At 73.1% G+C, this 23,870-nt stretch carries 19 protein-coding genes; 6 read left to right on the forward strand and 13 right to left on the reverse strand.

From position 1 onward, the window contains the following. The first annotated feature begins 15 nt into the window (after window positions 1-15). The 4 genes from AC1UE4_RS07300 (at window position 16) to AC1UE4_RS07315 (ending at window position 5,365) form a co-directional block, all read left to right on the forward strand. Window positions 16-2,772: a helix-turn-helix transcriptional regulator gene (locus tag AC1UE4_RS07300; RefSeq protein ID WP_482916560.1), complete on the forward strand. Its 2,757-nt coding sequence runs from the start codon at window positions 16-18 to the stop codon at window positions 2,770-2,772. A gap of 188 nt (window positions 2,773-2,960) precedes the next feature. Beyond that, on the forward strand, window positions 2,961-3,164 hold the full coding sequence (locus AC1UE4_RS07305; RefSeq protein ID WP_482916561.1) for a bleomycin resistance protein: 204 nt from the start codon (window positions 2,961-2,963) through the stop codon (window positions 3,162-3,164). 19 nt (window positions 3,165-3,183) lie between these two features. Then, window positions 3,184-4,110, forward strand: coding sequence for a redoxin domain-containing protein (locus AC1UE4_RS07310; protein WP_482916562.1), 927 nt, complete (start codon window positions 3,184-3,186; stop codon window positions 4,108-4,110). Between the two features lie 7 nt (window positions 4,111-4,117). Continuing rightward, the gene (locus AC1UE4_RS07315; RefSeq protein ID WP_482916563.1) at window positions 4,118-5,365 is read left to right on the forward strand and encodes an MFS transporter; all 1,248 of its coding nucleotides are present in this window, start codon (window positions 4,118-4,120) and stop codon (window positions 5,363-5,365) included. Here the strand turns inward: AC1UE4_RS07315 and AC1UE4_RS07320 are convergent. Genes AC1UE4_RS07320 through AC1UE4_RS07380 form a run of 13 tightly spaced genes read right to left on the reverse strand, consistent with a single transcriptional unit; the run spans window position 5,347 to window position 19,385 of the window. After that, window positions 5,347-5,661, reverse strand: a complete 315-nt coding sequence (locus AC1UE4_RS07320) for a GNAT family N-acetyltransferase (protein WP_482916564.1) — start codon at window positions 5,659-5,661, stop codon at window positions 5,347-5,349. The genes AC1UE4_RS07315 and AC1UE4_RS07320 overlap by 19 nt on opposite strands. Window positions 5,662-5,694: 33 nt before the next feature. Then, window positions 5,695-6,906 (reverse strand): NAD(P)/FAD-dependent oxidoreductase, encoded by a 1,212-nt coding sequence (locus tag AC1UE4_RS07325; RefSeq protein ID WP_482916565.1) that lies wholly within the window; start codon window positions 6,904-6,906, stop codon window positions 5,695-5,697. Then, the gene (folE, locus tag AC1UE4_RS07330; RefSeq protein ID WP_482916566.1) at window positions 6,899-7,507 is read right to left on the reverse strand and encodes a GTP cyclohydrolase I FolE; all 609 of its coding nucleotides are present in this window, start codon (window positions 7,505-7,507) and stop codon (window positions 6,899-6,901) included. Before folE ends, AC1UE4_RS07325 begins: the two co-directional genes overlap by 8 nt. 46 nt (window positions 7,508-7,553) lie before the next feature. Beyond that, on the reverse strand, window positions 7,554-9,638 hold the full coding sequence (locus AC1UE4_RS07335; protein WP_482916567.1) for a hydantoinase/oxoprolinase family protein: 2,085 nt from the start codon (window positions 9,636-9,638) through the stop codon (window positions 7,554-7,556). Window positions 9,639-9,640: 2 nt separating this feature from the next. After that, the gene (locus tag AC1UE4_RS07340; protein WP_482916568.1) at window positions 9,641-11,518 is read right to left on the reverse strand and encodes a hydantoinase B/oxoprolinase family protein; all 1,878 of its coding nucleotides are present in this window, start codon (window positions 11,516-11,518) and stop codon (window positions 9,641-9,643) included. A gap of 33 nt (window positions 11,519-11,551) precedes the next feature. Next, on the reverse strand, window positions 11,552-12,346 hold the full coding sequence (locus AC1UE4_RS07345) for a class I SAM-dependent methyltransferase (protein ID WP_482916569.1): 795 nt from the start codon (window positions 12,344-12,346) through the stop codon (window positions 11,552-11,554). Beyond that, on the reverse strand, window positions 12,343-14,478 hold the full coding sequence (locus AC1UE4_RS07350) for a CDP-alcohol phosphatidyltransferase family protein (protein ID WP_482916570.1): 2,136 nt from the start codon (window positions 14,476-14,478) through the stop codon (window positions 12,343-12,345). Before AC1UE4_RS07350 ends, AC1UE4_RS07345 begins: the two co-directional genes overlap by 4 nt. Beyond that, window positions 14,475-15,164, reverse strand: a complete 690-nt coding sequence (locus tag AC1UE4_RS07355; RefSeq protein ID WP_482916571.1) for a RibD family protein — start codon at window positions 15,162-15,164, stop codon at window positions 14,475-14,477. Before AC1UE4_RS07355 ends, AC1UE4_RS07350 begins: the two co-directional genes overlap by 4 nt. Then, entirely contained in the window at window positions 15,157-16,134 is a 978-nt protein-coding gene (locus tag AC1UE4_RS07360) for a lysylphosphatidylglycerol synthase transmembrane domain-containing protein (protein WP_482916572.1), read from the reverse strand. The genes AC1UE4_RS07355 and AC1UE4_RS07360 overlap by 8 nt, the downstream gene beginning before the upstream one ends. After that, window positions 16,131-16,931, reverse strand: a complete 801-nt coding sequence (locus tag AC1UE4_RS07365; RefSeq protein WP_482916573.1) for an SAM-dependent methyltransferase — start codon at window positions 16,929-16,931, stop codon at window positions 16,131-16,133. The genes AC1UE4_RS07360 and AC1UE4_RS07365 overlap by 4 nt, the downstream gene beginning before the upstream one ends. Further along, window positions 16,928-17,992 carry a glycosyltransferase family 4 protein gene (locus AC1UE4_RS07370; RefSeq protein WP_482916574.1) on the reverse strand — a complete coding sequence of 355 codons (1,065 nt, stop codon included), beginning with the start codon at window positions 17,990-17,992 and terminating at the stop codon, window positions 16,928-16,930. The genes AC1UE4_RS07365 and AC1UE4_RS07370 overlap by 4 nt, the downstream gene beginning before the upstream one ends. Beyond that, the gene (locus tag AC1UE4_RS07375) at window positions 17,989-18,375 is read right to left on the reverse strand and encodes a 6-pyruvoyl trahydropterin synthase family protein (RefSeq protein ID WP_482916575.1); all 387 of its coding nucleotides are present in this window, start codon (window positions 18,373-18,375) and stop codon (window positions 17,989-17,991) included. Before AC1UE4_RS07375 ends, AC1UE4_RS07370 begins: the two co-directional genes overlap by 4 nt. Next, window positions 18,363-19,385, reverse strand: coding sequence for a zinc-dependent alcohol dehydrogenase (locus tag AC1UE4_RS07380; RefSeq protein WP_482916576.1), 1,023 nt, complete (start codon window positions 19,383-19,385; stop codon window positions 18,363-18,365). Before AC1UE4_RS07380 ends, AC1UE4_RS07375 begins: the two co-directional genes overlap by 13 nt. A gap of 133 nt (window positions 19,386-19,518) precedes the next feature. Here AC1UE4_RS07380 and AC1UE4_RS07385 point away from each other — a divergent pair, with 133 nt between their 5' ends. Together AC1UE4_RS07385 and AC1UE4_RS07390 are read left to right on the forward strand one after the other, a co-directional pair. Beyond that, on the forward strand, window positions 19,519-20,610 hold the full coding sequence (locus AC1UE4_RS07385; RefSeq protein WP_482916577.1) for an LLM class flavin-dependent oxidoreductase: 1,092 nt from the start codon (window positions 19,519-19,521) through the stop codon (window positions 20,608-20,610). A 105-nt stretch (window positions 20,611-20,715) separates the two neighbouring features. Beyond that, complete coding sequence (locus AC1UE4_RS07390; RefSeq protein ID WP_482916578.1) at window positions 20,716-23,832, forward strand: M14 family metallopeptidase; 3,117 nt, start codon at window positions 20,716-20,718, stop codon at window positions 23,830-23,832. The last annotated feature ends 38 nt before the right edge of the window (window positions 23,833-23,870 follow it).

A 23,870-nucleotide genomic window follows, 5' to 3' on the forward strand; every position in this document is an offset into this window, starting at 1 on the left:
CTGCACCATCGGGTCATGGTTCCTCCGGTCGGCGGCTTCGCGACGGACCTCGTCGGGCGCGAGCCCGAGCTCGCCGCACTCGAGGCGGTCCGCGCGGCCGTTCACGAGGGCCGCAGCAGCGCGCTCGTGCTGCGAGGCGAGGCCGGCATGGGCAAGACCGCGCTGCTCGACTGCCTGCGGGACCGGGCCCCGGAGTGCCACGTCGTGCACGTCGCCGCGGCGCGCGTCGAGATGGACCTTCCCTACGCCGTCCTCGATCAGCTCTGCCGCCCGCTGACGACCCACGCCGGCGCCCTGCCGGCGCCGCACCGCGCCGCGCTGGACGCGGCGTTCGGGGTGACGCCGTCGGCCTCGACCGACCGGCTGCTGCTCGGCGCCGCGGTCCTGGGCCTCCTGGTCGAGGCCTCCGCCGAACGCCCGCTGATCTGCCTCATCGACGACGCGCACTGGGTCGACGACGCATCGGGCGCCGTCCTCGCCTTCGCCGCGCGACGGCTCGGGGATCAGGCGGTCGCGCTCGTCTTCGCCACGCGGACGGCGCACAGCGCTCTCGCCGGGCTGCCCGAGCTCGCCCTCCGCGGTCTGTGCGACTGCGACGCCCACGAGCTGCTCGCCCGGGCACTGCGCCGCCCGGTGGACCCACGGGTTCGGGAGCGGATCATCGCCGAAGCGAGCGGGAGTCCCGCCGCGCTGCTCGCGGTGGCGCGCGCGGCGACGGCCCAGTTCGCCGGCGGATTCGGCGATCTCGCCGCCACGTCGGCGGCCCGGGACGAGGACCGCCTGGTCGAGCCGATCGACGAGCTCTCCGAGGACGCGCGCATGATGCTGGTGCTGGCGGCAGCCGAGCCCACCGGCGATCCCTTGCTCCTCTGGACCGCAGCGGGCCTGCTCGGCATGCCGGCCACCGCGGCGGATGACGCGTGCGCAACCGGCTTCATGTCCATCGGGGCACAGGTGAGGTTCCGCCACCCGCTCGTTCGCGGCGCCGTGTACCGCTCGGCCCTGTCGGAGGAGCGGCGCCTCGCTCACGGCGCGCTCGCGGCCGCCACCGGCGCGGACAGCGACCCCGCGCTCCACGCGTGGCATCGTGCCCGGGAGGTCGCGGCACCGGACGAGCGCATCGCCGCAGATCTCGAGCGATCGTCCGCCGGTGCGGGTGCCTCCGGCGGCATCGCCGCGCGCGCGGCGTTCCTCCGTCAGTCGGCGACGCTCACGCCGGGGCCCGAGGCTCGCGGACGGCGAGCCCTGGCGGCGGCCGAAGCGACGAGGCTCGCCGGCGATCCCGACGCCGCGTCGCGCGTGCTCGCCACCGCGGAGGCGTCGCCGATGGATCCCATCGGTCGAGCGCGGACCCATCTTCTCCGCGCGCGTCTCGCGACGGGTGCCGCCGGCGCGGCGGCCGCCGCGTCGCTTCTCACCGCGGCGCGCCGGCTCGAGCCGCTGGACGCCGGCCGAGCCCGTGAGGCTCACCTCGATGCTCTGGCGGCCATCGTCGCGCAGGGCGAGCACGCCGGCGCGCAACCGGCGGAGATCGCCGTGGCTGCGCTCAGGCTGGGCGCACCGGAGGATGCCGGGCCGGTGGATCTGCTGCTCGAGGCGCTCAGCCGGCACGTCCTCGAGGGACCGGCGGCGCTCCCGGCGTTGCGGCGCGCGCTGGCCGCGTTCGACCGTGACGACGTGCCGCCCGCCGCCGTCTACGAATGGGGCTGGCTGGCCTCGTACGCCGCTGCAGCGATCTGGGACGATCGCGCTCACCTCTCGCTGGCGACGCGGAACGTGCGACTGGCTCGCGCCACGGGCGCGGTCGCAGCGCTTCCCCTCGCGCTCACGCAGCTCGCCGGGATCCATCTCCGCCAGGGCCGGCTCGCCGAGGCGGCGGCGTTGACGGGTGAAGCCGATCTCGTCGCGGGCACGGCGAACGGCGAGCCGCACGCGCACGCGAAGATGCTGCTGGCGGCCTACCGGGGCCGCGCGACGGACGCCCGGCCCCTCATCGAAGCCGCAAGGCGACGCCCGGGCCAGCGGCCGGGAGGCATGGGCGCAGCGCTCGCGCACTTCGCCGGCGCGCTGCTCTACAACGGCCTGAGCCGGCACGAGGACGCCTTCGCCGAGGCGCAGGGTGCGCTGGTCGATCCGGAGCCGGTGATGAGCCCCGGCTGGGTGCTGCCGGAGCTGGTCGAGGCAGCCGTGCGCATCGGATCGAGGGAGGACGCCGCCGCTGCGCTTGAACGGCTCTCGGCGCGCGCCGGCGTCTGCGGGACGGACTGGGCGCTCGGCCTCGAGGCACGATCTCGAGCGCTGGTGACCCACGGAGTCGATGCGGAGCGGCTGTACGGGCAGGCGGTGACCCGGTTGTCGGCCGCCGGCAGTCACGTGGACCTCGCCCGCGCGCACCTGCTCTACGGCGAGTGGCTTCGCCGCGAGGGGCGGCGTGTCGACGCCCGTGAGGAGCTGCGGTGCGCCGAGCGGCAGTTGAACGCGATGGGGATCGAGGGATTCGCCGCACGGGCACGCCGCGAGCTGTGCGCGACGGGAGAGACGGCACGGAAGCGCGGGGACGACACCCGCGACGAGCTCACCCCGCAGGAGCTGCAGATCGCGAAGCTCGCGCGTTCGGGGCTCTCGAACCCGGAGATCGGAGCGCGGCTGTTCTTGAGTCCCCGGACCGTCGAGTGGCACTTGCACAAGGTGTTCGCCAAGCTCGACGTGCGCTCGCGGCACGATCTCGCGAACGTCCTGCCGGTCGCCGGCCCCGAGCTGCTGCCGGCCTGATCGACTCAGGTCCCGGCCAGTTCGGAGTCGGAGCTTGCCGCGAGCGCGCTCCGCGAACGGTGGATCCCGGCATGCCGGGTTGACCGGGGGACGGGCCAGGGTCCCCCCGGGCGCGACGGACCGACGAGGCGAGCAGCCTGATGGCGTCTTCAAGAGCCACACGCCGTCGTGCGTCTGTAGGAGGACCGATGCAGGACATCGAGCAACTTGCCGCGCTCCTGCGGGAGACCGCGGAGCACCACGACCACTACGAGCGGGCGGCTCCGCCGCACGACTGGTGGCACTGGTACGCGCCCTACCTCGCCGCGCGCCTCGAGGGCAGCACCCCCGAGCGCTCCGCCGCGGCCGCCGATGCCCACATGAAGGACGTGCACGGTGTCGTCGCTCGGTGACGCGGTTACCCCCGTCCACATGCCGTCCCTCAGCGGGGCGACCGAGTGGCTCGGCTCGGAGCCGCTCACGCCGCCCGCGCTCCGCGGGCGCGTCGTGCTCGTGAACTTCTGGACGCTGACGTGCATCAACTGGCTGCGCCAGGAGCCGTACGTCCGCGCGTGGGCACGGGACTACCGCGACGACGGCCTCGTCGTCCTGGGCGTCCACACCCCGGAGTTCTCGTTCGAGCACGACCACGACCTCGTGCGTCGTGCGGTGCAGGCGCGGGCGATCGACTACCCCGTCGCGATCGACGACGACTACGGCGTCTGGGGGGCGTTCGCGAACCACTTCTGGCCCGCGCTGTACTTCGTCGACCGCAACGGGGTCATCCGCGACGAGCACTTCGGCGAGGGCCGCTACGAGGAGTGCGAGCAGCGCATCCAGGAGCTGCTCGGGGTCGACCGCGAGCTCGTCGCGGTCGCTGCGTCCGGCGTCGAGGCGCCCGCCGACTGGGAGCACTTGCGCACGCCGGAGACCTACCTCGGCTACGAGCGCGGGTCCGGGTTCGCCTCGCCGCACGGTGCGGCGTTCGACGAGGGCCGTGCCTACGAGCTCCCCCAGCGGCTGCGGCTCAACGAGTGGGCCCTGCAGGGCGGCTGGACGATCGGGCGCGAGGCGGCCGTCGCCGAGCAGGACGGCGTGATCGCGTTCCGCTTCCACGCCCGCGACGTCCATCTCGTCGCCCGCTCCGGCAGCGGCAGCCCGGTTCCCTTCCGCGTGCGGATCGACGGCGGCCCGCCGGGAGCGTCCCATGGCGTCGACGTCGACGCCGACGGCAACGGCCTGCTGGAGGACGGCCGGCTCTACCAGCTCGTGCGCCAGCATGAGCGCGTCCAGGAGCGGACGATCGAGATCGCGTTCGGAGAACGCGGCGCGGAGACCTACGCGTTCACCTTCGGGTAGCTCGTCCATGACCGACCACGCCACGCCGGCGCGCATCGCGTGGGCACCATCGATGCCCCGCCTCTCCCGCGAGGCCGGGTTCTGGACGGTCGCCTGCGTCTTCTTCGTCATCACGGCGTTCTCCACCGCGCCGAGCAGCCTCTACGGGCTGTTCGCGCAGCAGGACGACCTCTCGGCGCTGACGGTCACCGTCGTCTACGCGGTCTACGCGGTCGGCCTGGTCGCGAGCCTGCTGCTCGCAGGTCACCTCTCCGACGCCTACGGACGCCGGGCGGTCCTCCTGCCGGCCGTGGGACTGGCCATCGTCGCGGCGGCGCTCCTCGTCGCCTGGCAGTCGCTGGCGGGGCTGCTGGTCGCCCGCGTCGTCACGGGCGTCGCGATCGGCGCCGCCGTCGCCACGGCGACGGCCTACGTCACGGACCTCGGCGGCGGCCCGACCCGTCGTGCGGCCGTGGTCGGGACCGTCGCGAACATCGGCGGACTGGCCTTCGGTCCCTTGATCGCGGGACTGCTGGCGCGGTACGCCCCGCATCCGCTCACCCTGCCGTTCGACGTGTTCCTCGCGGCGCTCGCGGTCGCGGCGTTGCTGCTGCTCGTCGCGCCGGAGGGCCATCCCGGGATCCGGCCTCGTCCTCGGTACCGGCCGCAGCGGCTCGTCGTTCCAGCGCACGCGCGCGAGCGGTTCATCGCCGCTCTGGCCGGCACGTTCCTGTGCTTCGCCGTCTTCGGGCTCTTCGCCGGGCTCGCCGGGATGTTCCTGGCCGGTCCGCTCGAGCATCCCTCGCCCGCCCTGTGCGGCCTGGCGATCTTCCTGACGTTCGCGTCGGGCATCGCCGTCCAGGTCACGACCATCGGCGTGCCCGCCCAGCGCCTCATCGCGGCCGGCGTCGCGCCGGCGATCATCGGGCTCGCGGTGCTGGTCGTGTCGGCTTGGACGTCGCCGCCGAGCCTCGTGCTCTTCCTCGTCGGTGGCGTCATCGCGGGCGCGGGCGGCGGCGCGATCTTCCGCGGCAGCCTCAGCGTCGTCATCGAGACGTCGCAGCCCGAGGAGCGAGCGGGCGCCCTGACGACGTTCTTCGTCGCCGGGTACGCGGGGATCTCGCTCCCGGTCCTCGCCTTGGGCGTTGCGCTCGAGCTCCTCAGCCCACGCGTGACCCTGCTCGTCTTCGGCATGGCGGTCGGCATGGGGATCCTCGCCGCGACGCCCGTCCTCGTCCGGCGCCCGGAGGCTGCGGCTCACTCCAGGTCGAACTGATCGCGGTACCTCTCCGGCACGAGATCGACGTACTCGCGGTGGCGGGCGATCCAGCCGTTGACGAACGGGCAGAACGGCAGCACCGCGAGCTCCTCGCCGCGGGCTCCATCGAGCACGGCCCGCACGAGGTCGCCGGCGAGGCCTTCGCCCTCGTGCGCGGGGTCCATCTCGGTGTGGACGAGCGCGATCAGCCCCGGCCGGCGCCGGTACTCCACGAAGCCGAGGGCCTCGCCGCCGTCACGGAGCTCGAAGCGGTGCCGTTCGGGGTTGTCCGCGATCACGCGACCGGCCTCCATGCCGGTGATGCTGGCCAGTGCGGGCGCCCGGCGTCAAGACGCTAGGCCATGCGGCTGGTCGGCGAGCTCGGCCACGTCGGCGACCGCGTCGCTTGCGATCAGCTGCTTGATCGGCTCGATCGCGTCCCAGTCGTTGACGTGCATGCCGGCGGTGACACGGCCGTGGGGGCCGACCCAGAAGGCACGCAGCGTGTCGCCGTGGAGGGTGCCGCGCAGGACGAGCCGGTCGGACCGCTCGTGCAGGCCCGCGTACTCCATCCCGATGTCGTACTGGTCGGAGAAGAAGTACGGCAGGCGGTCGTAGGGCTCGCCGCCGTCGAGCATCGATCGCGCCGCGGCGGGGCCCTGGTTGAGCGCGTTCGCCCAGTGCTCGACGCGGACGTGGCGGCCGTAGCGCGGATGGAACGCGTGGGCCACGTCGCCGGCGGCGAAGACGTCCGGCGCGCTCGTGCGCAGCCGCTCGTCGACCAGGATGCCGTTGTCCACGTCGAGGCCGCCGCTGTCCGCAAGCGCCGTGTCGGGCGCGACGCCCACGCCGACGACGACGGTCTCGCACGGGATCGTCCTGCCGTCGGCGAGACGGACGTGCTCGACCCGGTCGCCGCCCGCCAGCTCCTCGACGCGGGCCTCGGTGATCACCTCGACGCCGTGCGCGCGGTGCACGCGGGCGAAGAAGCCGCCGAGCTCGGGGCCGAGCACCGCTTCGAGCGGCGTGGCGGCCGCCTCGATGAGCACGACGTCGGCGCCGCGCTCGCGGGCCGCGGCGGCGACCTCGCAGCCGATCCAGCCGGCGCCGACCACCGCGACGCGGCTGCCGGGAGCGAGACGCGATCGCAGGGTCTCCGCATCGGACACCGTGCGGAGGAGGTGCACGCCCGCACGGTCGATGCCGGGGATCGGCGGCCGTCGCGGGACCGAGCCGGTCGCGATGAGCGCGCGGTCGTAGGTGACGCTCCGCCCGTCGGAGAGCGTCAGCTCGTGCGCCGCGGTGTCGAGCGCGGTCGCCCGCACGCCGGTGATGAGCTCGATGCGGCGCTCCTCGTAGAAGCCGGCGGGATGGACCTGCGCGTCCTCGCGAGCGCTGGCGCCCATGAGGAACGACTTGGACAGCGGCGGGCGCTCGTACGGCAGCTCCGGCTCGGCGCCGATGAGGACGACGCGGCCGTCGAAGCCCTCGTCGCGCAAGGTCTCCGCCGCCTTCGCGCCCGCGAGGCCCGCGCCGGCGATGACGAACGTCTCAGACATGACCGCTCCCGGTGAGGGACAGGAACTCCTGTCGGGTTCGAGGGTCGTCGCGCACGAGCCCGTGCAGCGCCGACGTGATGGTCCGCGCGCCCGGCTTCTGGACGCCGCGCAGCGACATGCACATGTGCTCGGCTTGGAGCACCACGCCGACCCCCTTCGGCTCCAAGTGCTCCTCCAGCCACCGAGCGACCTGCGTGGTGAGGCGCTCCTGCACCTGCAGCGACCGCGCGAAGCGCTCCACCACGCGCGCGAGCTTCGACAGCCCGATGATGCGCTCGCCCGGCAGGTAGCCGACGTGCGCGACGCCGACGAACGGGAGCATGTGGTGCTCGCACAGCGAGTGGAACGGGATGCCGGTGGCCACGACGAGCTCGTCGTAGCCGCCGTCGTTCGGGAACGTCGTCGGCGTGAACGCGGCCGGCGTCAGCAGCTCCGCGTACATGCGGGCCATCCGGCGCGGCGTCTCGCGCAGGCTCTCGTCCTCGAGGTCGACACCGAGAGCGGCGAGCAGCGACGCAGCAGCACCTTGGGCGGCCTCGACGTCGATGACGCCGGCCCCGCGCTCGGTGGGCGGGCAGAGATGGGTGAGGGTCTGGGTCACCCCTCATTGGCGTCACCGGGCGACGCTTCCTTACGTCGGACTCCGGTCAGCCGACGTCGACCAGGAAGTGCGAGTCGCGCACCATCACGGACGATCCCGGCGGCACGACGATCGTCGTCGTCGGCTCCTCGAGGATCGCGGGGCCTTCGATCGTCCCTTCCGTCAGGAGCGCGTCCTCCCCGAAGACCGGCGTGTCGGCGAAGGCGCCGTCGAAGAACGCCGGCCGGAGGCGGCTCTGGGTCAGGGGCGCTGCGGCGGCGGACCCGTTGCCGCCCGCGGAGAGCACCGGCTTGCGCCGGGCCACCCGGGCCTCCCCCACCCAGGTGATGACCTCGATCGGCGACCGCGGCTGGTTGACGGCGAACAGGTTGAGGTGCTCGGCATCGAAGAGGTCCTGGAGCCACGCGACGTCGCCCGCGTCGCCGAACGCGGACCTCTCACCCATGTCGACGTCGATCTCCCACATCTGCTGGTCGTAGCGCGCCTCGCAGCGGAAGCGGCGCGACCGCTCCCCGGGGTGCTGGACCTCGGCGAAGAACGCGTCGATCTCCGCGTCGATCTCGCCCAGCGCCCCGTTGACCCCGTGGAAGTCGAAGTCCGACGAGACCGTGTGATGGCCGCGCGAGAAGTTCGCCGTGATGTCCGAGTACTGCCCGCCCACGGCGCTGAGCCCGGCCGCGAGCTTCGGGATCAGCACGTGGCGGATCCCCAGCTCGCGCGCGATCTGCACGATGTTCAGCCCCGCGGCGCCGCCGCCGGCGACCATCAGGCAGTCGCGCGCGTCGCGACCCTGCGCCACGGTCATGTCGGTCAGCAGCCCGCGCATCTCCTCGGCGGCGAGGACGAGGATGGAGTCCGCCGCCTGCTCCGGGGTGACGCCCAGGGGCCCGGCGATCCGATCCTCCACCGCGGCGCGCGCCGCGCCGGCGTCGAGCGGCATCCGGCCGCCGAGGAAGTTGTCCGGGTCCAGGTAGCCGAGCACGAGCGCCGCGTCGGTCACGGTCGGCCGGGTGCCGCCCTTGCCGTAGGCCACGGGCCCCGGGTCGGCGCCGGCGCTCTCCGGGCCGACGTGCAGCAGTCCGCCGCTGTCCACGAAGGCGATCGAGCCGCCGCCCGCGCCGACCGAGCGCGTGTCGACGGCGGGCAGGCCGGTCATCATCCCGTACCACCGCTTGCCGATCCACTTCTCGCGGGTGTGGGCGACGCGGCCGCCGCGGATCAGGCTCGCGTCGAACGTCGTGCCGCCGGTGTCGACGACGAGGATGTCGTCCTGGTCCGCCGCCGGCTCGGCCTCGCCGTAGAAGAGCCCGGCGATCGGCGCGAGCGCCGGCCCGGAGTCGATCGTCTGGAGCGGCCGTTCCACCATCTGGTCGAGGTGGCGGACGCCCCCGGAGACGTGGGTCACCATCAGCGGCTCGCCCTGGAAGTTCAGGTCGCGCAGGCGCGCGTGCATGTCCTGCAGGTGGCGGCGCATGAGCGGCTTGAGCGAGGCGTCGATGACGGTCGCCGACGCGCGCCGGTACTCGCGGACGATGCGGTTGACGTCGTGGCTGAGCGAGATCTCGGCGTCCGGCAGCAGCTCGCCGAGCAGCGCCCCGACCCGCCGCTCGTGCTCGGGCTCGACGGCTGCCCACAGCAGGCAGACGCCGACCGCTTCGACCTCCAGCTCCGCGAGGCGCCGGGCGACCCGCCGGACCTCGTCCTCGTCGAGCGGCACCGCCACCGTCCCGTCCGCCAGGATCCGCTCGGTCAGCTCGAACGTGAGCCGGCGCGGGATGTAGGGCTTCGGGAACGGGATCGCCCAGTTGTGCATCTGGTCCTTGCCGCCCTCCTTGTAGAGGAGGACGTCCGCGTGGCCGCGCGTGGTGATGAACGCGGTACGCGCGACCTTCGACTGCACGACCGCGTTGGTCGCGTGCGTCGTCGCGTAGATGAAGACCGACGTCGCGCCGAGCAGCCGGGGCACCGTGAGGCCGAGATCCGCCGCCGCCGTCTCCAGCGCCTCCGACACGCCGCCGAACAGGTCGTCCGGCGTCGTCGGCGCCTTGTAGAGCCCGACCAGGCGCTCGCCGTCGGAGAGCACGAGGTCGGTGAACGTCCCGCCCGTGTCGACGGCGATCGTGTAGCTCATGGTCAGGCCCGGACCGGGGCGCCGAGCTGCGCGCCGGTCCACCACCGCAGCTGTTCCTGCGACCGCCGGTGACCCTCCGCCCGGTCCGGCTCGGCGCGCCGCCGGGCGCGCTCCGCCGCCGTCGCCTCGGCGTCGACGGCCAGCGTCTCCCAGCGCCCGGGGGCGCCGGAGAGCACGACGCCGTACGGGTCGAGCGCGCGCTCGGCGGAGATCCAGCCCTCGAGCACGTCCTCGAGGACGAGCGCGGGATCGCGGTCCAGCGGGTCGCCGTATCCGCCGCCCCCGGCGGAGAGCGACACGAGGGCCTGCGACGGCTGGAGCTTGGCGCCGCTGATCGTCTCCTCGAGCTGGGTCCAGCGGCCGTCGTCCTCGACCCGCCAGACCTCCGGCACCGATGGGCTCCCGCCGCCGTGCGCGCCCTGCGGGCGGTTCACGACGCCGTCGAGGAAGTAGTGCGCCTCCATCTCGGTGAGCCGTGGCCCGTAGATCGCCACGTTGCCCGGCGCTCCCCGGGTCGCGCCGGCGCCCTCGGAGTCGGTGCGGACCGTCTTCTCCCAGATGACCAGCGGGTACTTCTGCTCGGAGATCTCCGCCGAGTCCATGTACGCGACACCCGCGGCGCCCGCGACGAGCAGCATGAGCCAGCCGTCGGACTCCGCGCTCGCCGGCCCGCCGGCCGTGCCCGTGACGATCTGCATGATGTAGAAGTGGTCGCGGCGCGGATCGTGGCCGGAGACCACCGCCATGTACGGCGGCGAGCCGTAGCACGGCTCGGCCAGCCCGATGTTCTCGGCGAGCTTGGTGAACGCGAGCATCACCATGCCGTTGACGCGGTCGGCGACGGTGTTCGTCGCGACCGAGCACGACACCGGATGCCGCGGGATCCCGACGACGCAGTTCTCGCGCAGCAGCACGTGGATCCGGCGGAAGCTGCCGGCGTTGTTGGGGACCGTGACGAGGTCGGCGTCGCGCTTGCTGTTCAGCACGCAGAGCACGCCCGAGATCCCGCCGTTGCGCGCGGTCGTCTCGGTCAGGTTGAGCCCGTTCGGCACGCAGTCGGGGTTGTCGCGCAGGTCGACCACGATCTCGCCGGCCTCGGGCTTGACGTCGATGGTGACCTTCAGCGGCAGCCCGTCCTCGACACCGGGGAACGGGTCGAGCGTCGTATGGGCCGTCACCCGGCCGGCCTCGAGACCCGCGATCGCGTCCGCCGCCACGCGCTCCGAGTAATCGAGCCACTCAGACACGAAGCGCTCGACGGTCTCGACGCCGAACTTCGCGCAGAGCTCCGTCAGCCGCCGCTCGGCCAGCCGCGCTGCGCCGAGCTGCGCGAGGTAGTCGCCGTACCAGACCTCGTAGGAGCGGATTCGCCGCTCGCACATGCGGATGATGTCGTCGACGTCCTCGTAGTCGCGCTGCACGCGGACGCAGGGGAAGATCAGCGCACCCTCCTCGTACACGTCGCGCGCCAGCGGCATGTACGTCGTCGGCAGCGCGTTGCCGACGTCCACCTGGTGCGCCTTCACGCAGGCGGTGAACAGGTGCCGTCCCTCCACGAAGACCGGCACGAGGATCTGGTGGTCCGCCGCGTGGGAGTTGCCCATGTACGGGTCGTTGTGCAGGAACGCATCGCCCTCGGCGAAGTCCGGATGGACGTCGGCCATCGCGGCGGCGCTCGGGCCCATGCCGAACACGTGGACGGGCATGCCCTCCGGACACGACAGGAGCTCGTGGTCCGAGCTGACGATGCAGCAGCTGAAGTCGCGTGCCGCCATCGTCGTCGACCGCGCCGCGCGGATGACGGTGTTGGTCATCTCGCGGGTGATGCTGTCCATCCGGTTCGACATCACCGCGAGCGTCGTGGCATCGAGCTGACGCACGGTCGCCGAGTACAGCCAGCGACGCCCCGAGCGTCAAAGGCCCGGCCCGGACGACGCGTGGACTTCTCCAACCCGCTCGGCGACGATCGCGAGCTTGCGCACTCGCCGTTCGCCGAGCCATGCCGTCCAGAGCCGGTGCGCGGCGACGAGCTCCGCGTGCGCGCGCTCGCCGATCTCCGCGGCGATCGCGTCGGCGTCCGCGGCGAACGCGTTCCCCAGCGCTTCGGCCATCGTGCGATGTGCGGACGTGAGGTCGTCCCGGGCCGTCACGACGAGGCCCGCTTGCTCGAGGCAGGCAGTCATCTCGTCGAGCGGGGTGAGCCAGACGGTGTCGCTGTCGGGCATCGCCTCCTGCTCGGCCGGCGTGAGCGGCGCTCCCTCCTCGAGCGTGAAGGCGAAGCGCCCGCCGGGACGGAGCACCGCGGCGATCGCGCGGACGAGCGCGGCCTTGTCCCGGAACGCGAGCATCGTCTCGAGCAGGAGCACGACGTCGAACGAGCCGCCGGGCAGCGGCGGGACCGACGCCGCCTCGAAGCGGCACGGCAAGTCGCCGGCGCGCCGGCGTGCGGTTTCGATCGCGCTCGCGCTCGCGTCGACGCCGAGGTACGCGCACCCGGCGTCGCGCGTGATCAGGCGCCCCGGCCCGGCGACCCCGCAGCAGAGATCCAGGACGGCGGCCTCGGCGTCGACGCCCGCCCGCATCGCCAGCGCGCGGATCTCGCCGGCGGTCATGAAGCTCTCCTGCCCCACGAACTCGCCGGGCACGTACGCCGCCTCGCGGGCGCGGCGCAGCGCCCGGTCGAACGGCGCGCGGTCGTCCTGCCTCACCGCGGCTCCGCAGCCCGAGGGCTGAACGCGCCGAGGAAGCGGTCGCGGAACGTGCTCATCGGCCGGACCGGCGCGTCGGGGCTCGGGCGAAGGCCGTCCTGCCAGCCCCAGCCCTCGATGCGCCTCAGCACCTCGGGGTCGTGCGCGATCACCGAGATCGGGACGTCGTGGCTCGCGCCCTGTCCGGTCACGGTGGTCGCCGGCTGGTGGTCGCCGAGCGCCACCACCACGAGGTCGTCGTCGCCGTAGCGCCGCACGAACGAGATGAGCGTGCGCAGCGAGTACTCGATCGAGTGCCCGTACGCGGTCCGGGCCCGGCCGCCGTCGCCGAAGAGGGTCGCGCTGCTCGACTCCTCGGCCGGGATCCGCTCGAAGATCGATCCGTCGCCGACGTCCTCCCAAGGGATCAGCCGGGGGATCCGCGTCCACGGCGCGTGGCTCGAGAGCAGGTCGACCTCGGCGAACACGGGCGCTCGCGCGGCGCGGGCGAGCTCGAGCCGCTGCAGGGCCAGCAGCGTGTACTGGTCGGGCATCGACGGCACGCCGAAGCCGGGCCCGCGGTACCCGAGGTTGCGCCGGTCGTAGATGCGGTCGTAGTGGTAGAAGTCCGTGCCCTCGGGCCAATCGCGCTTGTTCGCTGGCATGACGCCGACGGCGCGCCATCCCGCCCGCTTGAACGCCCCGGTCAGCGTGAGGCGGTCGCTCTTGACGAGCTGGTCGTACCCCCGCTGCGTGCCGATGCGGATCCCCGACTGGAGCGTGGCGTGCGCCAGCCAGCTGAGTCCACCGAAGGTCGACGACGTGAGGAACCCGCTGCGCGCCGAGAACCCGCCTGCGGCCAGCTCGGCGGTGCCCCGGTCGAGCACGGCGCGGACCCGGGGCGCGACGTCCGAGTCCTGGACCGCGACCCTCCCGTAGCTCTCCACGAACACGAGCAGGACGTCCTTGCCGCGCAGACCGGTCAGCAGCCGGTCCGCGGGCGTGGCGCGGAAGCGGTCGCGCGGGATCTCGCGGGCGAGGATCTCGTGCGCGCGCAGGCCGCTGCGGACGAGCTCGACCTCCTTGACGACGAGCGCGGCAGCGCTGGTGGAGGCGGCCGGCGCGCCGGCGATCCGCAGGACCGCCCAGACGATGCCGAGCACGGCAACGGCCCGCAGCACCTGCTCGCGGTGGCCCGTCGCGACGCGCGTCAGCCGCAGCAGCGCGAGCACCGGCAGCGAGAGCACGGCGAGCAGCAGCACCGTGATGGCGGCGGCCGCGAGGATCGCGCTCGAGTGGCCGATCGCGTCGCCCAGCGTCTCGATCCCGATGCCGACGTAGGTCGAGTCGGAGACCGGATCGAACGGCCGGTCGAAGGCCGTGAAGAACCCGATGTCGAGGACCTTCACGACCATGAGCAGCCCCACGACCACTCCCGCGAGGACGGCGAGAGCACGGCGCCAGCGGACCGGGAGCACGGCGCCGAGCGCGACCACCACGAGCAGCTCGAGCGGCAGCCGCAGGAAGGCCGCGAGGTCGAAGTTCCGGGGTTCGTGCGGCGCCGCCACCGCGGCCCACGCGATGAGCAGAGCGAGGACCGTCAGCACCACGGAGATGGGCGCCCGTCGTGGATCGGCCTCGGCGCGGCGGCGCCACAGCCACAGGGCGCACTCCCCCATCGAGACCGCGAGCAGGATGAGCGCGGCGAGCAGCAGCGCCTGCATCGCGGTCCGGTCCATGACGTCGGCGGCCGCGACGGTCAGGAGGATCCCCTGCATCGCGGCGACCACCTTGCGCCAGCGCTTCGGCGGCAGCGGCGCCCGCATCCACGGCAGCAGCCACTCGCCCGCCAGGAACACGTAGCGCGCCGCGCCGATCAGGAGCACCCACGCGCCGAGCGCGGGCGCGACGTAGACGCTCAGCGCCAGGATCAGGAACGCGTCCACCTCGCCGTCGAAGCGCGCGCCGAACGCGGTCACCGTTCCCGTCCGTCGCGCGATCGCTCCGTCGACCAGGTCCAGGGCGAGCGCGACCGCGGCCAGCGTCACGAGGATCGCGACCGGCGGATCGCGGGCGAACGAGCTCACGACCAGCGCAGCGACGCACACGGCGAGCACGGCCCGCACGAGCGTCACGCGGGAGGCCACGGTCATGCGCCGTCGAACCGTGCCGACAGCGCGTAGCGCAGCAGCACGACGTCTCCCAGCTGGCGTGTGTCGACGAGCTTCGCCCGCCGCCGCGGGTTCCACGGGAACCGCCCGTCGCGCACGAAGCGCGGCGCGTTCGAGTCGCCGATGAAGAACGGCGCGATGACGAGGTGCAGCTCGTCGACGAGGTCGTCGGCCAGGAACTGGGTGTGCACGACGCCGCCGCCCTCGACCATGAGCCGGTCGACCCCTCGCTCGGCGAGGTCCTCGCTCAGGCGCCGCATCAGCACGCGCCGGCCGCCGTCGACGACCGTCGCGACCGGCCCGAGCCGCTCACGCGCATCGGCCACCCGCGCCCGCGACGTGTAGACGAGCTTCTCGACGTCGCCGGTGGTGAAGAAGTTCGAGTGCGCGTCGAGATCCGCGCGCTCGGTCACGGTGATCTTCATCGGCGACGGCGCGAGCCCGCGGGCGGCGCGTTCGTCGCGGCGCACCTCGGAGCGGATGAGCAGCCGCGGGTTGTCGATGCGCACCGTGGCCGCGCCGACCATGATCGCGTCGCACGACGCGCGCACCGCGTCGACGCGGTCGAAGTCGGCGTCGTTGGACAGCGCGAGGCGCGGCGTCTGGTCGCCGAGGTAGCCGTCGAGCGACACGCTGCAGCTGAGCACGGTGTACGGGCGCTCAGCCATCTCGCCGGCCTCCGCGCTCCACCGGGGTCTGACCCCGGCGGTGCACCCTCGGCCCGGCTTTCAGGAGCACCACAGCGCCGGGGAGGCTGCCCGCGAACACCATGACGCCGTACACGACGGCGGTCGCGACGCCCTGCGCGGCGCCGAGGCCGGCCGCGGCGAACGCCCAGGCGGTCATGCCCTCGCGCGGGCCCCAGCCGCCGACGTTGGGCAGCGCGGCCGCGGTCAGCGCCAGCAGGGCGAGCGGCAGCAGCTCGGACCACGGCGCGGTCACCCCGGCCGTCCGCGCGGCGATGAGGAACGTGAGCGTGTGCCCCGCGACCACGAGCGCGGACGCGAGCACGATGACCGGCCAGGCGCGGCGTACGAAGAGCCCCTCGTGCAGGTCGCGCGCGACCGCTCGTCGTATGCGCACCCAGCGGGACCGCCCCGCGACGGCCCGCCCGTGCAGCGCCAGCAGCGCTGCGGCCGCCACCGCGCCGAGCGCCAGCAGGGCGAATGGCACGGCGGCCCGGACGGGCGACGGGAGGATGAGCAGCGCGACAGCGGTCAGGGCGAGCTGCACGAGCTGCCCGGCCGTGCGCTCCCATGCGACGGCGCGCAGGCCGCGCCCGATGTCGCTGGTCGCGCGGCCGTGGCTCACTCCACGGTGCACGTCCCCCACCACCCCGCCGGGCAGCGCGACGTTCAGGAAGATCGAGCGGTAGTACGCGGCCACTGCCGTGCCGAGCGGCAGGTCGACGCCGAGGCCGCCGGCGACGGTCCGCCAGCGCCATGCGCAGCACGTGGTGGTGATGACGGCGACTCCGCAAGCGGCGGCCAGCGCTCCGCCGTCGACGGCGCGCAGACCGTCGAGCAGCGCTCCGGTCCCGACCTGCCAGACCACCACGGCGAGGGTCGCGGCGGGCAGGAGAAGGCGCGCCCGGGCCCCGAGGATGCGACGGTTCGCGGCGGGGACGAACGTCGTCACGGCAGCACCAGCAGGTCGGCGTGTTCGACGACGACCTCGAGCTCGCCGGCGGCTGCCTGTTCCAGCCGCCGGTGCCGGTACGCGCCGACCTGTGCGGCGAGCTCGGGCTCCTGCTCGCAGGCGGCGGCGATCCACCCGTCGAGCCACTCGGCGATCAGATCGGCGTCGGCGGCATCGAGCCGCCAGGGCGTCGCGCGGACGACGACTTCCCGGCCCATCCCATGGAGCGCCTCGAGGGCGATCGCCGCGGCGTCCGGGCCGAGGAGCCGGCCCCTCACCGTCGCACGCCGCTGGTGAGCGTTGAACGCCGCGGCGATCCGGGAGTCCACCGGGTCTGCGGGCACCAGGACCACACGGCCGACGACGGTGAGCGCGAACAGCAAGGGACACCTCGCCGCGCTGCACACTGCAAGCATCCGGAGCAGCTCGGCGGCGGTCAGGATGTCGAGCAGCGCCGAGGCGACGATGAGGTCCGCGCCCTTGAGCTCTTCCAGTGCGAGCCGGGTGACGTCCGACCGCCTCCGCTCGACGGTGACGCCGGCGGCCGCGACGACCGCGAGCTCCAGCAGGCCGGCGTCACGGTCATGCACCACCCAGTGCTGCGGACCGGGGAGCAGCGGGGCGAGCCAGCGGCCCATCGCGCCGGTCCCGCCGCCGAGGTCATGGACCACGAGGCGATCCGCCGGACGGAGATGCGGGACGAGCCGATCGACGAGCTCGATCGAGCGCGCCGCCGCGTCGGCACGTTCGCGCAGGTCGAGCCACTCCGGGCTGACTTGCACGGGGAGCGCGCTCATCGCGCCGCTCCCGCGAGGACGTCCGCGACGACCGACGCGGTGGCCGACCACGGGCGCAACGTCGCGCGGCGCTGCCGCGCCGCGCGACGCAAGCGTTCCCGCAGCTCGGGGTCGCCGAGCCAGGCCCGCAGCGCGGCGCCGACCGCCGCGGGATCGCCCGGCGGGACCAGCAGGCCGGGACGGCAGCCGTTGGCGTCTCCGAGTGCCTCGAGCACGCCGCCGACCTCGGCGGCGAGCACTGGCACACCGCGGGCCAGTGCCTCCGCGACGACCATGCCGTACGTCTCCGCGTACGAGGCGAGCACGAGAAGGTCTGCACCGGCATAGGCGCGATCGAGCTCGGCGCCGGCGCGCGGCCCGGCGAAGTGCACCCGGTCGCCCAACCCGTGCTCCTGCGCCCGTCGGCGGACCGCATCTGCGAACGCGGGGTCCCGGCCCAGGCTGCCGACGCATGCGCACCGCCACGGCAGGTCGGTCACTGTCGCGAGGGCGTCGAGCAGGACGTCGTGGCCCTTGTCCGGCGTCACGGCGGCGACGCACAGCAGCGCGTCGCCGGCATCGGTTCCGGGAGCGAGCCTTCCGACGTCCACGCCGGGTTCGGCGATGTGCATGCGCGAGATCGGCAGCTCGTACAGCTCGTTCAGCCGGCGTCGCGTCCAGGCGCTGGTCGTGATGACGGTGGCGGCGGCCCGCAGGGTCGCGCGCTCTCGCGCCCGCACCGCCTCGGCGTCGCCGTTCGGCGGCCGGTGCCCGAGCGGCATGTGGACGAGCACGACCTGCCGCAGACGGCGCGCGTGCGGCACCAGCGCTGCGGGAGCGGCCGACGCGATCAGCCCGTCGAGCACGACAAGGGCGCCGTCCGGGATCGATCCGATGGTCCGTGCGAACGCCGCACGGTCCGCATCGGCCGGCCGCGGCCACGCGCCCGGGACGGGGTGCTCCCGCACGGCCCAGCCGAGCTCTTGCAATTCGAGGCAGATCCGGCGGTCGTAGGTGTTGCCGCCGCTCGGGTGCGCGGGATCGTCGATGCCCTCGGGCACCAGCACGTGGACGTCGCTCACAGCGTCCGCTCGTAGGCCGCCCACGCGACGTCCGATTCGCGCAGGGTGATCGTCAGGCCATCGAGGTCGCGCGCGTCATCGCCGAGCGCACCCGCGAGCAGGCGGTTGGCGACGACTTGGGCCAGGACCTCCGTCGTGGTGTTCACGCCCGCGAGCTCGGGGTCGTCGTCGAGGTTGCGGTACTCGAACGCGGCCAGCACGGATCGCAGCGCGGCCGCAGCGCGGCCGATGTCGATCACGATCCCGTCGGCGTCGAGGGTCGCCCGGCGGAAGGTGGCGTCGACCACGTACGTCGCTCCATGCAGCCTCTGCGCAGGTCCGAACACCTCGCCGCGCAGGCTGTGGGCGATCAGCATGCGATCGCGGACCGTCACGCTGAACATGCGGTGCTCCCGTCGTAGACGATGGTGTGGCAGAGCGCCGGGAGGCTCCCGTCGGCCAGGTTCGCCATGACCTCCGGCAGCTCGTCGAAGCGCGACTCGCCGGTGAGCAGCGCGTCGAAGGCGGGATCGCGCAGGAGCTCGAGCGCGAGCGCGAGCCGGTCCGCGTGCGTGCGCCGCGCGCTGCGCGCGGGCGAGACCGTGCCGACCTGGCTGGCCCGCACCGCCAGGCGGCGCACGTGGAACGCACCGCCCAGGGCGAGCCGCACCTCCGCGTCGCCGTACCAGCTGAGGTCGAGCACCGTTCCCTCGGGCGCGAGCAGCTCGAGCGAGCGCTGCAGCCCGGCGGAGGTCGCGCTCGCATGCACGACCAGATCGCAGGCTCCCTCGGCGTCCTGCGGCGCGGCGAAGCGGGCGCCGAGCGCGGCCGCCGTACCGGCGCGCTCGTCGTCGACGTCGACGAGCGTCACCTCGACACCCGGGATGCGCGCGAGCAGGCGCGCCACGCAGCAGCCCACCATCCCGGCCCCGACGACGGCGACGCGGTCGCCGATCAGCGGCGCCGCGTCCCACAGCGCGTTGACCGCGGTCTCGACGGTGCCGGCGAGCACGGCGCGTCGTGGCGGCACGCCGTCGGGCACGACGGTCACCGCGGCCGCGGGCACGACGTAGGCGGTCTGATGCGGGTACAGACAGAAGACGGTGCGGCCCCGCAGCTCAGGAGGCCCGTGTTCGACGGCGCCGACGTTCAGGTAGCCGTACTTGACCGGCCCCGGGAACTCGCCCTCCTGGAAGGGCGCCCGCATGGCCGCGTGCTGGCTCGGCGGCACGCCACCCCGGAACACCAGCGTCTCGGTGCCGCGGCTGATCCCCGTGCACAGCGTGCGCACCACCACGTCGGCGCCATCGGCGACGGCCGGCGTCACCGGCCGGATCTCGCCGTGGCCGGGCGCGCGCAGCCAGAACGCCCGAGCACCTTCGAGCACGTCCTCCGCCGGCACGATCGTCGCCATCGGACATGCAGACGCCTCCGAGCGGCGATCCTTCCCGGCTCTCGTGAATTCCCCCAACCCCGCGGCGCACCACGCGCCCGGTCCGCGTGCGCGTGCGGTGTGCTTCCGGCCGTCGGCCACCGAAGGAGACGCGATGGACGTCGGTCTGTTCCTCATGCCCTGCCACCCACCCGGGCAGCCGCTCGAGCGTTCCAACCGCTGGAACGTGGACGTGCTCGAGCAGGCGGATGCGATGGGCTACACGGAGGCGTGGCTCGGTGAGCACTTCACCGTGCCGTGGGAGCCGATCCCGGCGCCGGATCTGCTGCTGGCGCAGGCGCTGCGCTCGACCGAGCGGATCCGCCTGGGACCGGGCGCGCACATCATGCCGTTCCACCACCCGGGCGTCCTGGCGATGCGGCTCGCGTACCTCGACCACGCGTCGGGCGGCCGGCTGAACGTCGCGTTCACGCAGGGCACGTCGATCACCGACCGGCGCTCGTTCCTGCCGAAGGCGAGCGAGGAGGACGCGCGCAAGATGCTCCAGGAGGGCATCGAGATCGTCCTGAAGTACTGGACCGAGCCGGGGCCGTGGCAGTACGAGGGCGAGTACTGGAACTGCGAGCACGTCGGGCCGAACCCGCCGGAGAACGGCGTCCTCGCGCACCACATCGACCCGCTGCAGAAGCCGCACCCGCCGGTCGCGCTGGCGGGCATCACGCCGAACTCGCAGTCGCTGCGCGTGGCCGGCCGGCGCGGCTGGATCCCGCTGTCGCTGAACCTGACGCCGCGGATCATCTCCCAGCACTGGGGCGTCGTCGAAGCGGGCGCCGCCGAGGCCGGCCGCACCGCCGACCGGCGCGACTGGCGCGTGGTCAAGGAGGTGTTCATCGCCGAGACCGACGAGCAGGCGCGGCGCTACGCGCTCGAGGGCTGCTACGGCCAGTACTTCCGCGAGTTCAACCTGCCGCTGTTCACCGACTGGAACTTCCTCGACCTGCACAAGGACGACCTGTCCACGCCGGACTCGGACGTCACGCTCGACTACCTCTGCGACCGCTGGCTCGTCGGATCGGTCGAGACGGTGACGCGCAAGCTCGAGGAGCTGCAGGAAGCGCTCGGCGGCTTCGGCACGCTGCTCGTGCTCGGCATGGACTACTCAGACCAGCCGGAGGCGTGGTACGAGTCGATGCGGCTGCTGGCGGAGGAGGTGGCGCCGAAGATCGGGCTGCCGGTCACCGCGTAGGCGCCACGAGCGTCGTCTCCGCCTGACAGTCAGGTTGCGGGGCCCCGGGCCTTCTGACAAGGTCCGCGCCGGCTGGGTCATCTTCCTTGGGAGGGGGAGTGCTGAATGGATCGTAGGTGCCTCGTGGCCGCGATGGCGGTTGCAGTCTCGTGCGCGTTCGCGCCGTCGGCCGTCGCGCAGCAGCGCGCGGCCGATCGGCTCGACGTGTACACGGTCGTCGCGTCGGGCGAGCAGATCGCCGAGTTCGACGCCAAGGGCCTCGACATGGCCGAGTCGCGCGCGTCCGCGAGCGGCGGGAAGGTCAAGGTCGACATGGTGCTCACGCGCTCGCAGGCCGACCGCGTGCGGGCGGCAGGCGCGAGCGCGGAGCTCACGCGCGTCAAGGGCGGCAAGACCGTCAAGCAGTTCGCCGCCGCGCAGGCGGCCGGCGGCTACCAGGTCTGGCGGTCCTACGACGAGCCCGGCGGCTACCGCGACCAGATGTACGCGCTGGCGCGCAAGTACCCCGGCGTCACGAAGCTCGTGAACATCGGGACGACGCTGAACGGTCGGGAGATCCTCGCGCTCAAGGTCACGCAGGGCGCCCGCGGCATCGCCGACGGCGAGCGGCCGGCGGTGCTCTTCAGCGCCACCCAGCACGCACGCGAGTGGATCGCCACCGAGATCGATCGCCGCCTCATGTACCACTACATCGAGGGCTGGAAGGACAACGACCGGAGCATCAAGAAGCTCCTGCAGTCGACGGAGCTGTGGTTCGTCCCGGTCATGAACCCCGACGGCTACCAGTACACGTTCGACGTCGAGCGGCTGTGGCGCAAGAACCTGCGTGACAACGACGGCGACGGCAAGATCACGATCGTCGACGGCGTCGATCCCAACCGCAACTACCCGGAGCACTTCAAGTACGACGAGGAAGGCTCCTCGAAGATCCTCTCGAGCCAGACCTACCGCGGCCCCGGCCCGGCGTCCGAGCGCGAGACGCAGGCGATCGTGGACCTCGCGCACCGGATCGGGTTCAAGTTCAACATCAACTACCACTCGAACGGCGGCTGGATCCTCTACCCGGAGGGCTGGCAGACGAGCTCGCCCACCGCGGACGACCCGATCTACTACGCGCTGTCGGGCAACCTCGACACGCCGGCGATCCCCGGCTTCCACCCGGGTCTCAGCTCCGACGTCCTCTACGTGACGAACGGCGAGGCGAACGACTACCTGCACAAGCGCGAGGGGACGCTCGCGTGGACGCCGGAGCTCAGCCCCGGCTGCCCGTCGTGCGGCTTCGTCTTCCCCGACGACCCCGAGCTCGTCCAGGAGGAGTTCGAGCGCAACCTGCCGTTCGCCGACTCCGTCGCGCGGTCCGCCGTCGACCCGGACGACCCGAAGTCGTCCGTCGGGCTCGACACCAAGCCGTTCTACCTCAAGAGCGAGGACCCGTACAAGGAGGGCCTGCCGGGGGCGAACTTCACGTTCAAGCACTCCTACGGCAACCCGCAGCCGGTGCAGGTGCTGGCCAAGCGCTCGCTGGGCGCCGTGTCGGTCAAGTACAAGATCAACGACGGCGAGACGCAGACCGCGCCGACCACGGAATGGGAGGGCGGCGAGAAGTACAAGCCGGCGGCCGTCTACTACCACGTCATGCGCGGCATGGTGACCGGCACGAAGCCCGGTGACAGCGTCGAGGTCTGGTTCGAGGGCGGCGGTCGCAAGAGCGACTCGTTCACCTACGAGATGGTGTCCGACTCGGACAGGCAGATGCTCGTGGTCGCAGCGGAGGACTACACCGGTGCGTCGCCGGTGCAGACGGAGGGCCCGCACTACGCGCAGGCCTACCTCGACGCGCTGGCCGCCAACGGCATCGCGGCCGACCTCTACGACGTCGACGCCCGGGGCCGGACGGCGCCGGACGCGCTCGGCGTGCTCAGCCACTACAAGGGCGTCATCTGGTACACCGGCGACGACATCGTCACCCGCAAGGCCGGCTGGGCGGGCGGCAACGCCGATCGCCTCGCGCTCGACGAGATGCTCGAGATGCGGGCCTTCATGGACGAGGGCGGCCGCGTCGCCTACACGGGCAAGCGGGCCGGCATGCAGTTCACCGGCGCCGCCGTGGGCACGCAGTACTTCGACCCGAAGAACGAGGGCATGTGCAACCCGGCCAACCGGGACCCGTCGTGGGACGAGCGGCGGTGCATGGTCCTGCGCGGGTCGACGCGCGGCGGCGACTTGATCAACGACGTGCTGCAGTACTGGTTCGGCGGCATGGTCCAGATCGCGGGTGACGGCCAGACCGGGACGACGCCGTTCGCGCTCAACCCGATCGCCGAGCCGTTCACCGGGCTGTCGCAGTGGAGCCTCGCGGACCCGCAGCCGGGCCCGCCGACGCCCGGCACGTCGTCGTTCGTGACGACGAGCGGCATCCTGCCGCCCGACGAGTACCCGCAGTTCACCAGCAACGCCTCGGCGCGCTGGGCGAAGCCGGGCGGGCCGTTCGACCCGCACACGGGCGACAAGTACGTCTTCTCGCAGATCGGGGATGTGACGTACAAGCGGCTCACGCGGGAGATCGCGGTGCCCGCCGAGGGCGGCAGCCTGAAGTTCTGGACCTCGTACGACACGGAGCCCCACTGGGACTTCCTGACGGTCGAGGCCCGGACCGCGGGCAGCAGCGACTGGACGACGCTGCCGGACGCCAACGGGCACACGACCCAGGACACGGGCGAGAGCTGCCCCGCGTCGAGCAGCGGAGGCTGGCGGACGCTGCATCCGCAGCTCGACCACTACCAGACGCAGGACACCGGCACGACGTGCAAGGCGACCGGCACCACCGGAGCCTGGAACGCCGCGTCCGGCGCCTCGAACGGCTGGCAGCAGTGGTCGATCGACCTCCAGCAGTGGGCCGGCAAGACGGTCGAGATCTCGATCGCCTACATCAGCGACTGGGGCACGCAGAACCTCGGCGTGTTCCTCGATGATATCGAGTGGCCGGGCGGCTCGACCTCGTTCGAGAACGGTGACACCGGTGGGTGGCAGATCACCGGTCCGCCCGAGGGCAGCGGCGCGAACGCCAACAACTGGCAGGTCACCGACGCCGGTGGCTTCCCGGTCGGAGCGACGATCACGACGCCGAAGTCGCTTCTGCTCGGCTACGGGTTCGAGGCGATCGCCACCGCGGAGGAGCGCAAGGCGGTGATGGGCCGGATCGCCGGCTACCTCCTGCGGTAGCGGGATGGCGCAGGGCCGGCGGCCGTTCGGTCGCCGGC

It is taken from the genome of Parviterribacter kavangonensis (assembly GCF_056863335.1).

What these genes read in the sequence shown, in the direction of transcription:
- AC1UE4_RS07310 (WP_482916562.1), top strand. Translation starts at nt 3,184, where the DNA reads ATGCCGTCCCTCAGCGGGGCGACCGAGTGGCTCGGCTCGGAGCCGCTC.
- AC1UE4_RS07320 (WP_482916564.1), bottom strand. Translation starts at nt 5,661, where the DNA reads ATGGAGGCCGGTCGCGTGATCGCGGACAACCCCGAACGGCACCGCTTC.
- AC1UE4_RS07390 (WP_482916578.1), top strand. Translation starts at nt 20,716, where the DNA reads ATGGATCGTAGGTGCCTCGTGGCCGCGATGGCGGTTGCAGTCTCGTGC.
- AC1UE4_RS07385 (WP_482916577.1), top strand. Translation starts at nt 19,519, where the DNA reads ATGGACGTCGGTCTGTTCCTCATGCCCTGCCACCCACCCGGGCAGCCG.
- AC1UE4_RS07375 (WP_482916575.1), bottom strand. Translation starts at nt 18,375, where the DNA reads ATGTTCAGCGTGACGGTCCGCGATCGCATGCTGATCGCCCACAGCCTG.
- AC1UE4_RS07305 (WP_482916561.1), top strand. Translation starts at nt 2,961, where the DNA reads ATGCAGGACATCGAGCAACTTGCCGCGCTCCTGCGGGAGACCGCGGAG.
- AC1UE4_RS07300 (WP_482916560.1), top strand. Translation starts at nt 16, where the DNA reads ATGGTTCCTCCGGTCGGCGGCTTCGCGACGGACCTCGTCGGGCGCGAG.
- AC1UE4_RS07365 (WP_482916573.1), bottom strand. Translation starts at nt 16,931, where the DNA reads ATGAGCGCGCTCCCCGTGCAAGTCAGCCCGGAGTGGCTCGACCTGCGC.
- AC1UE4_RS07355 (WP_482916571.1), bottom strand. Translation starts at nt 15,164, where the DNA reads ATGGCTGAGCGCCCGTACACCGTGCTCAGCTGCAGCGTGTCGCTCGAC.
- AC1UE4_RS07335 (WP_482916567.1), bottom strand. Translation starts at nt 9,638, where the DNA reads ATGAGCTACACGATCGCCGTCGACACGGGCGGGACGTTCACCGACCTC.
- AC1UE4_RS07350 (WP_482916570.1), bottom strand. Translation starts at nt 14,478, where the DNA reads ATGACCGTGGCCTCCCGCGTGACGCTCGTGCGGGCCGTGCTCGCCGTG.
- AC1UE4_RS07315 (WP_482916563.1), top strand. Translation starts at nt 4,118, where the DNA reads ATGACCGACCACGCCACGCCGGCGCGCATCGCGTGGGCACCATCGATG.
- AC1UE4_RS07325 (WP_482916565.1), bottom strand. Translation starts at nt 6,906, where the DNA reads ATGTCTGAGACGTTCGTCATCGCCGGCGCGGGCCTCGCGGGCGCGAAG.
- AC1UE4_RS07380 (WP_482916576.1), bottom strand. Translation starts at nt 19,385, where the DNA reads ATGGCGACGATCGTGCCGGCGGAGGACGTGCTCGAAGGTGCTCGGGCG.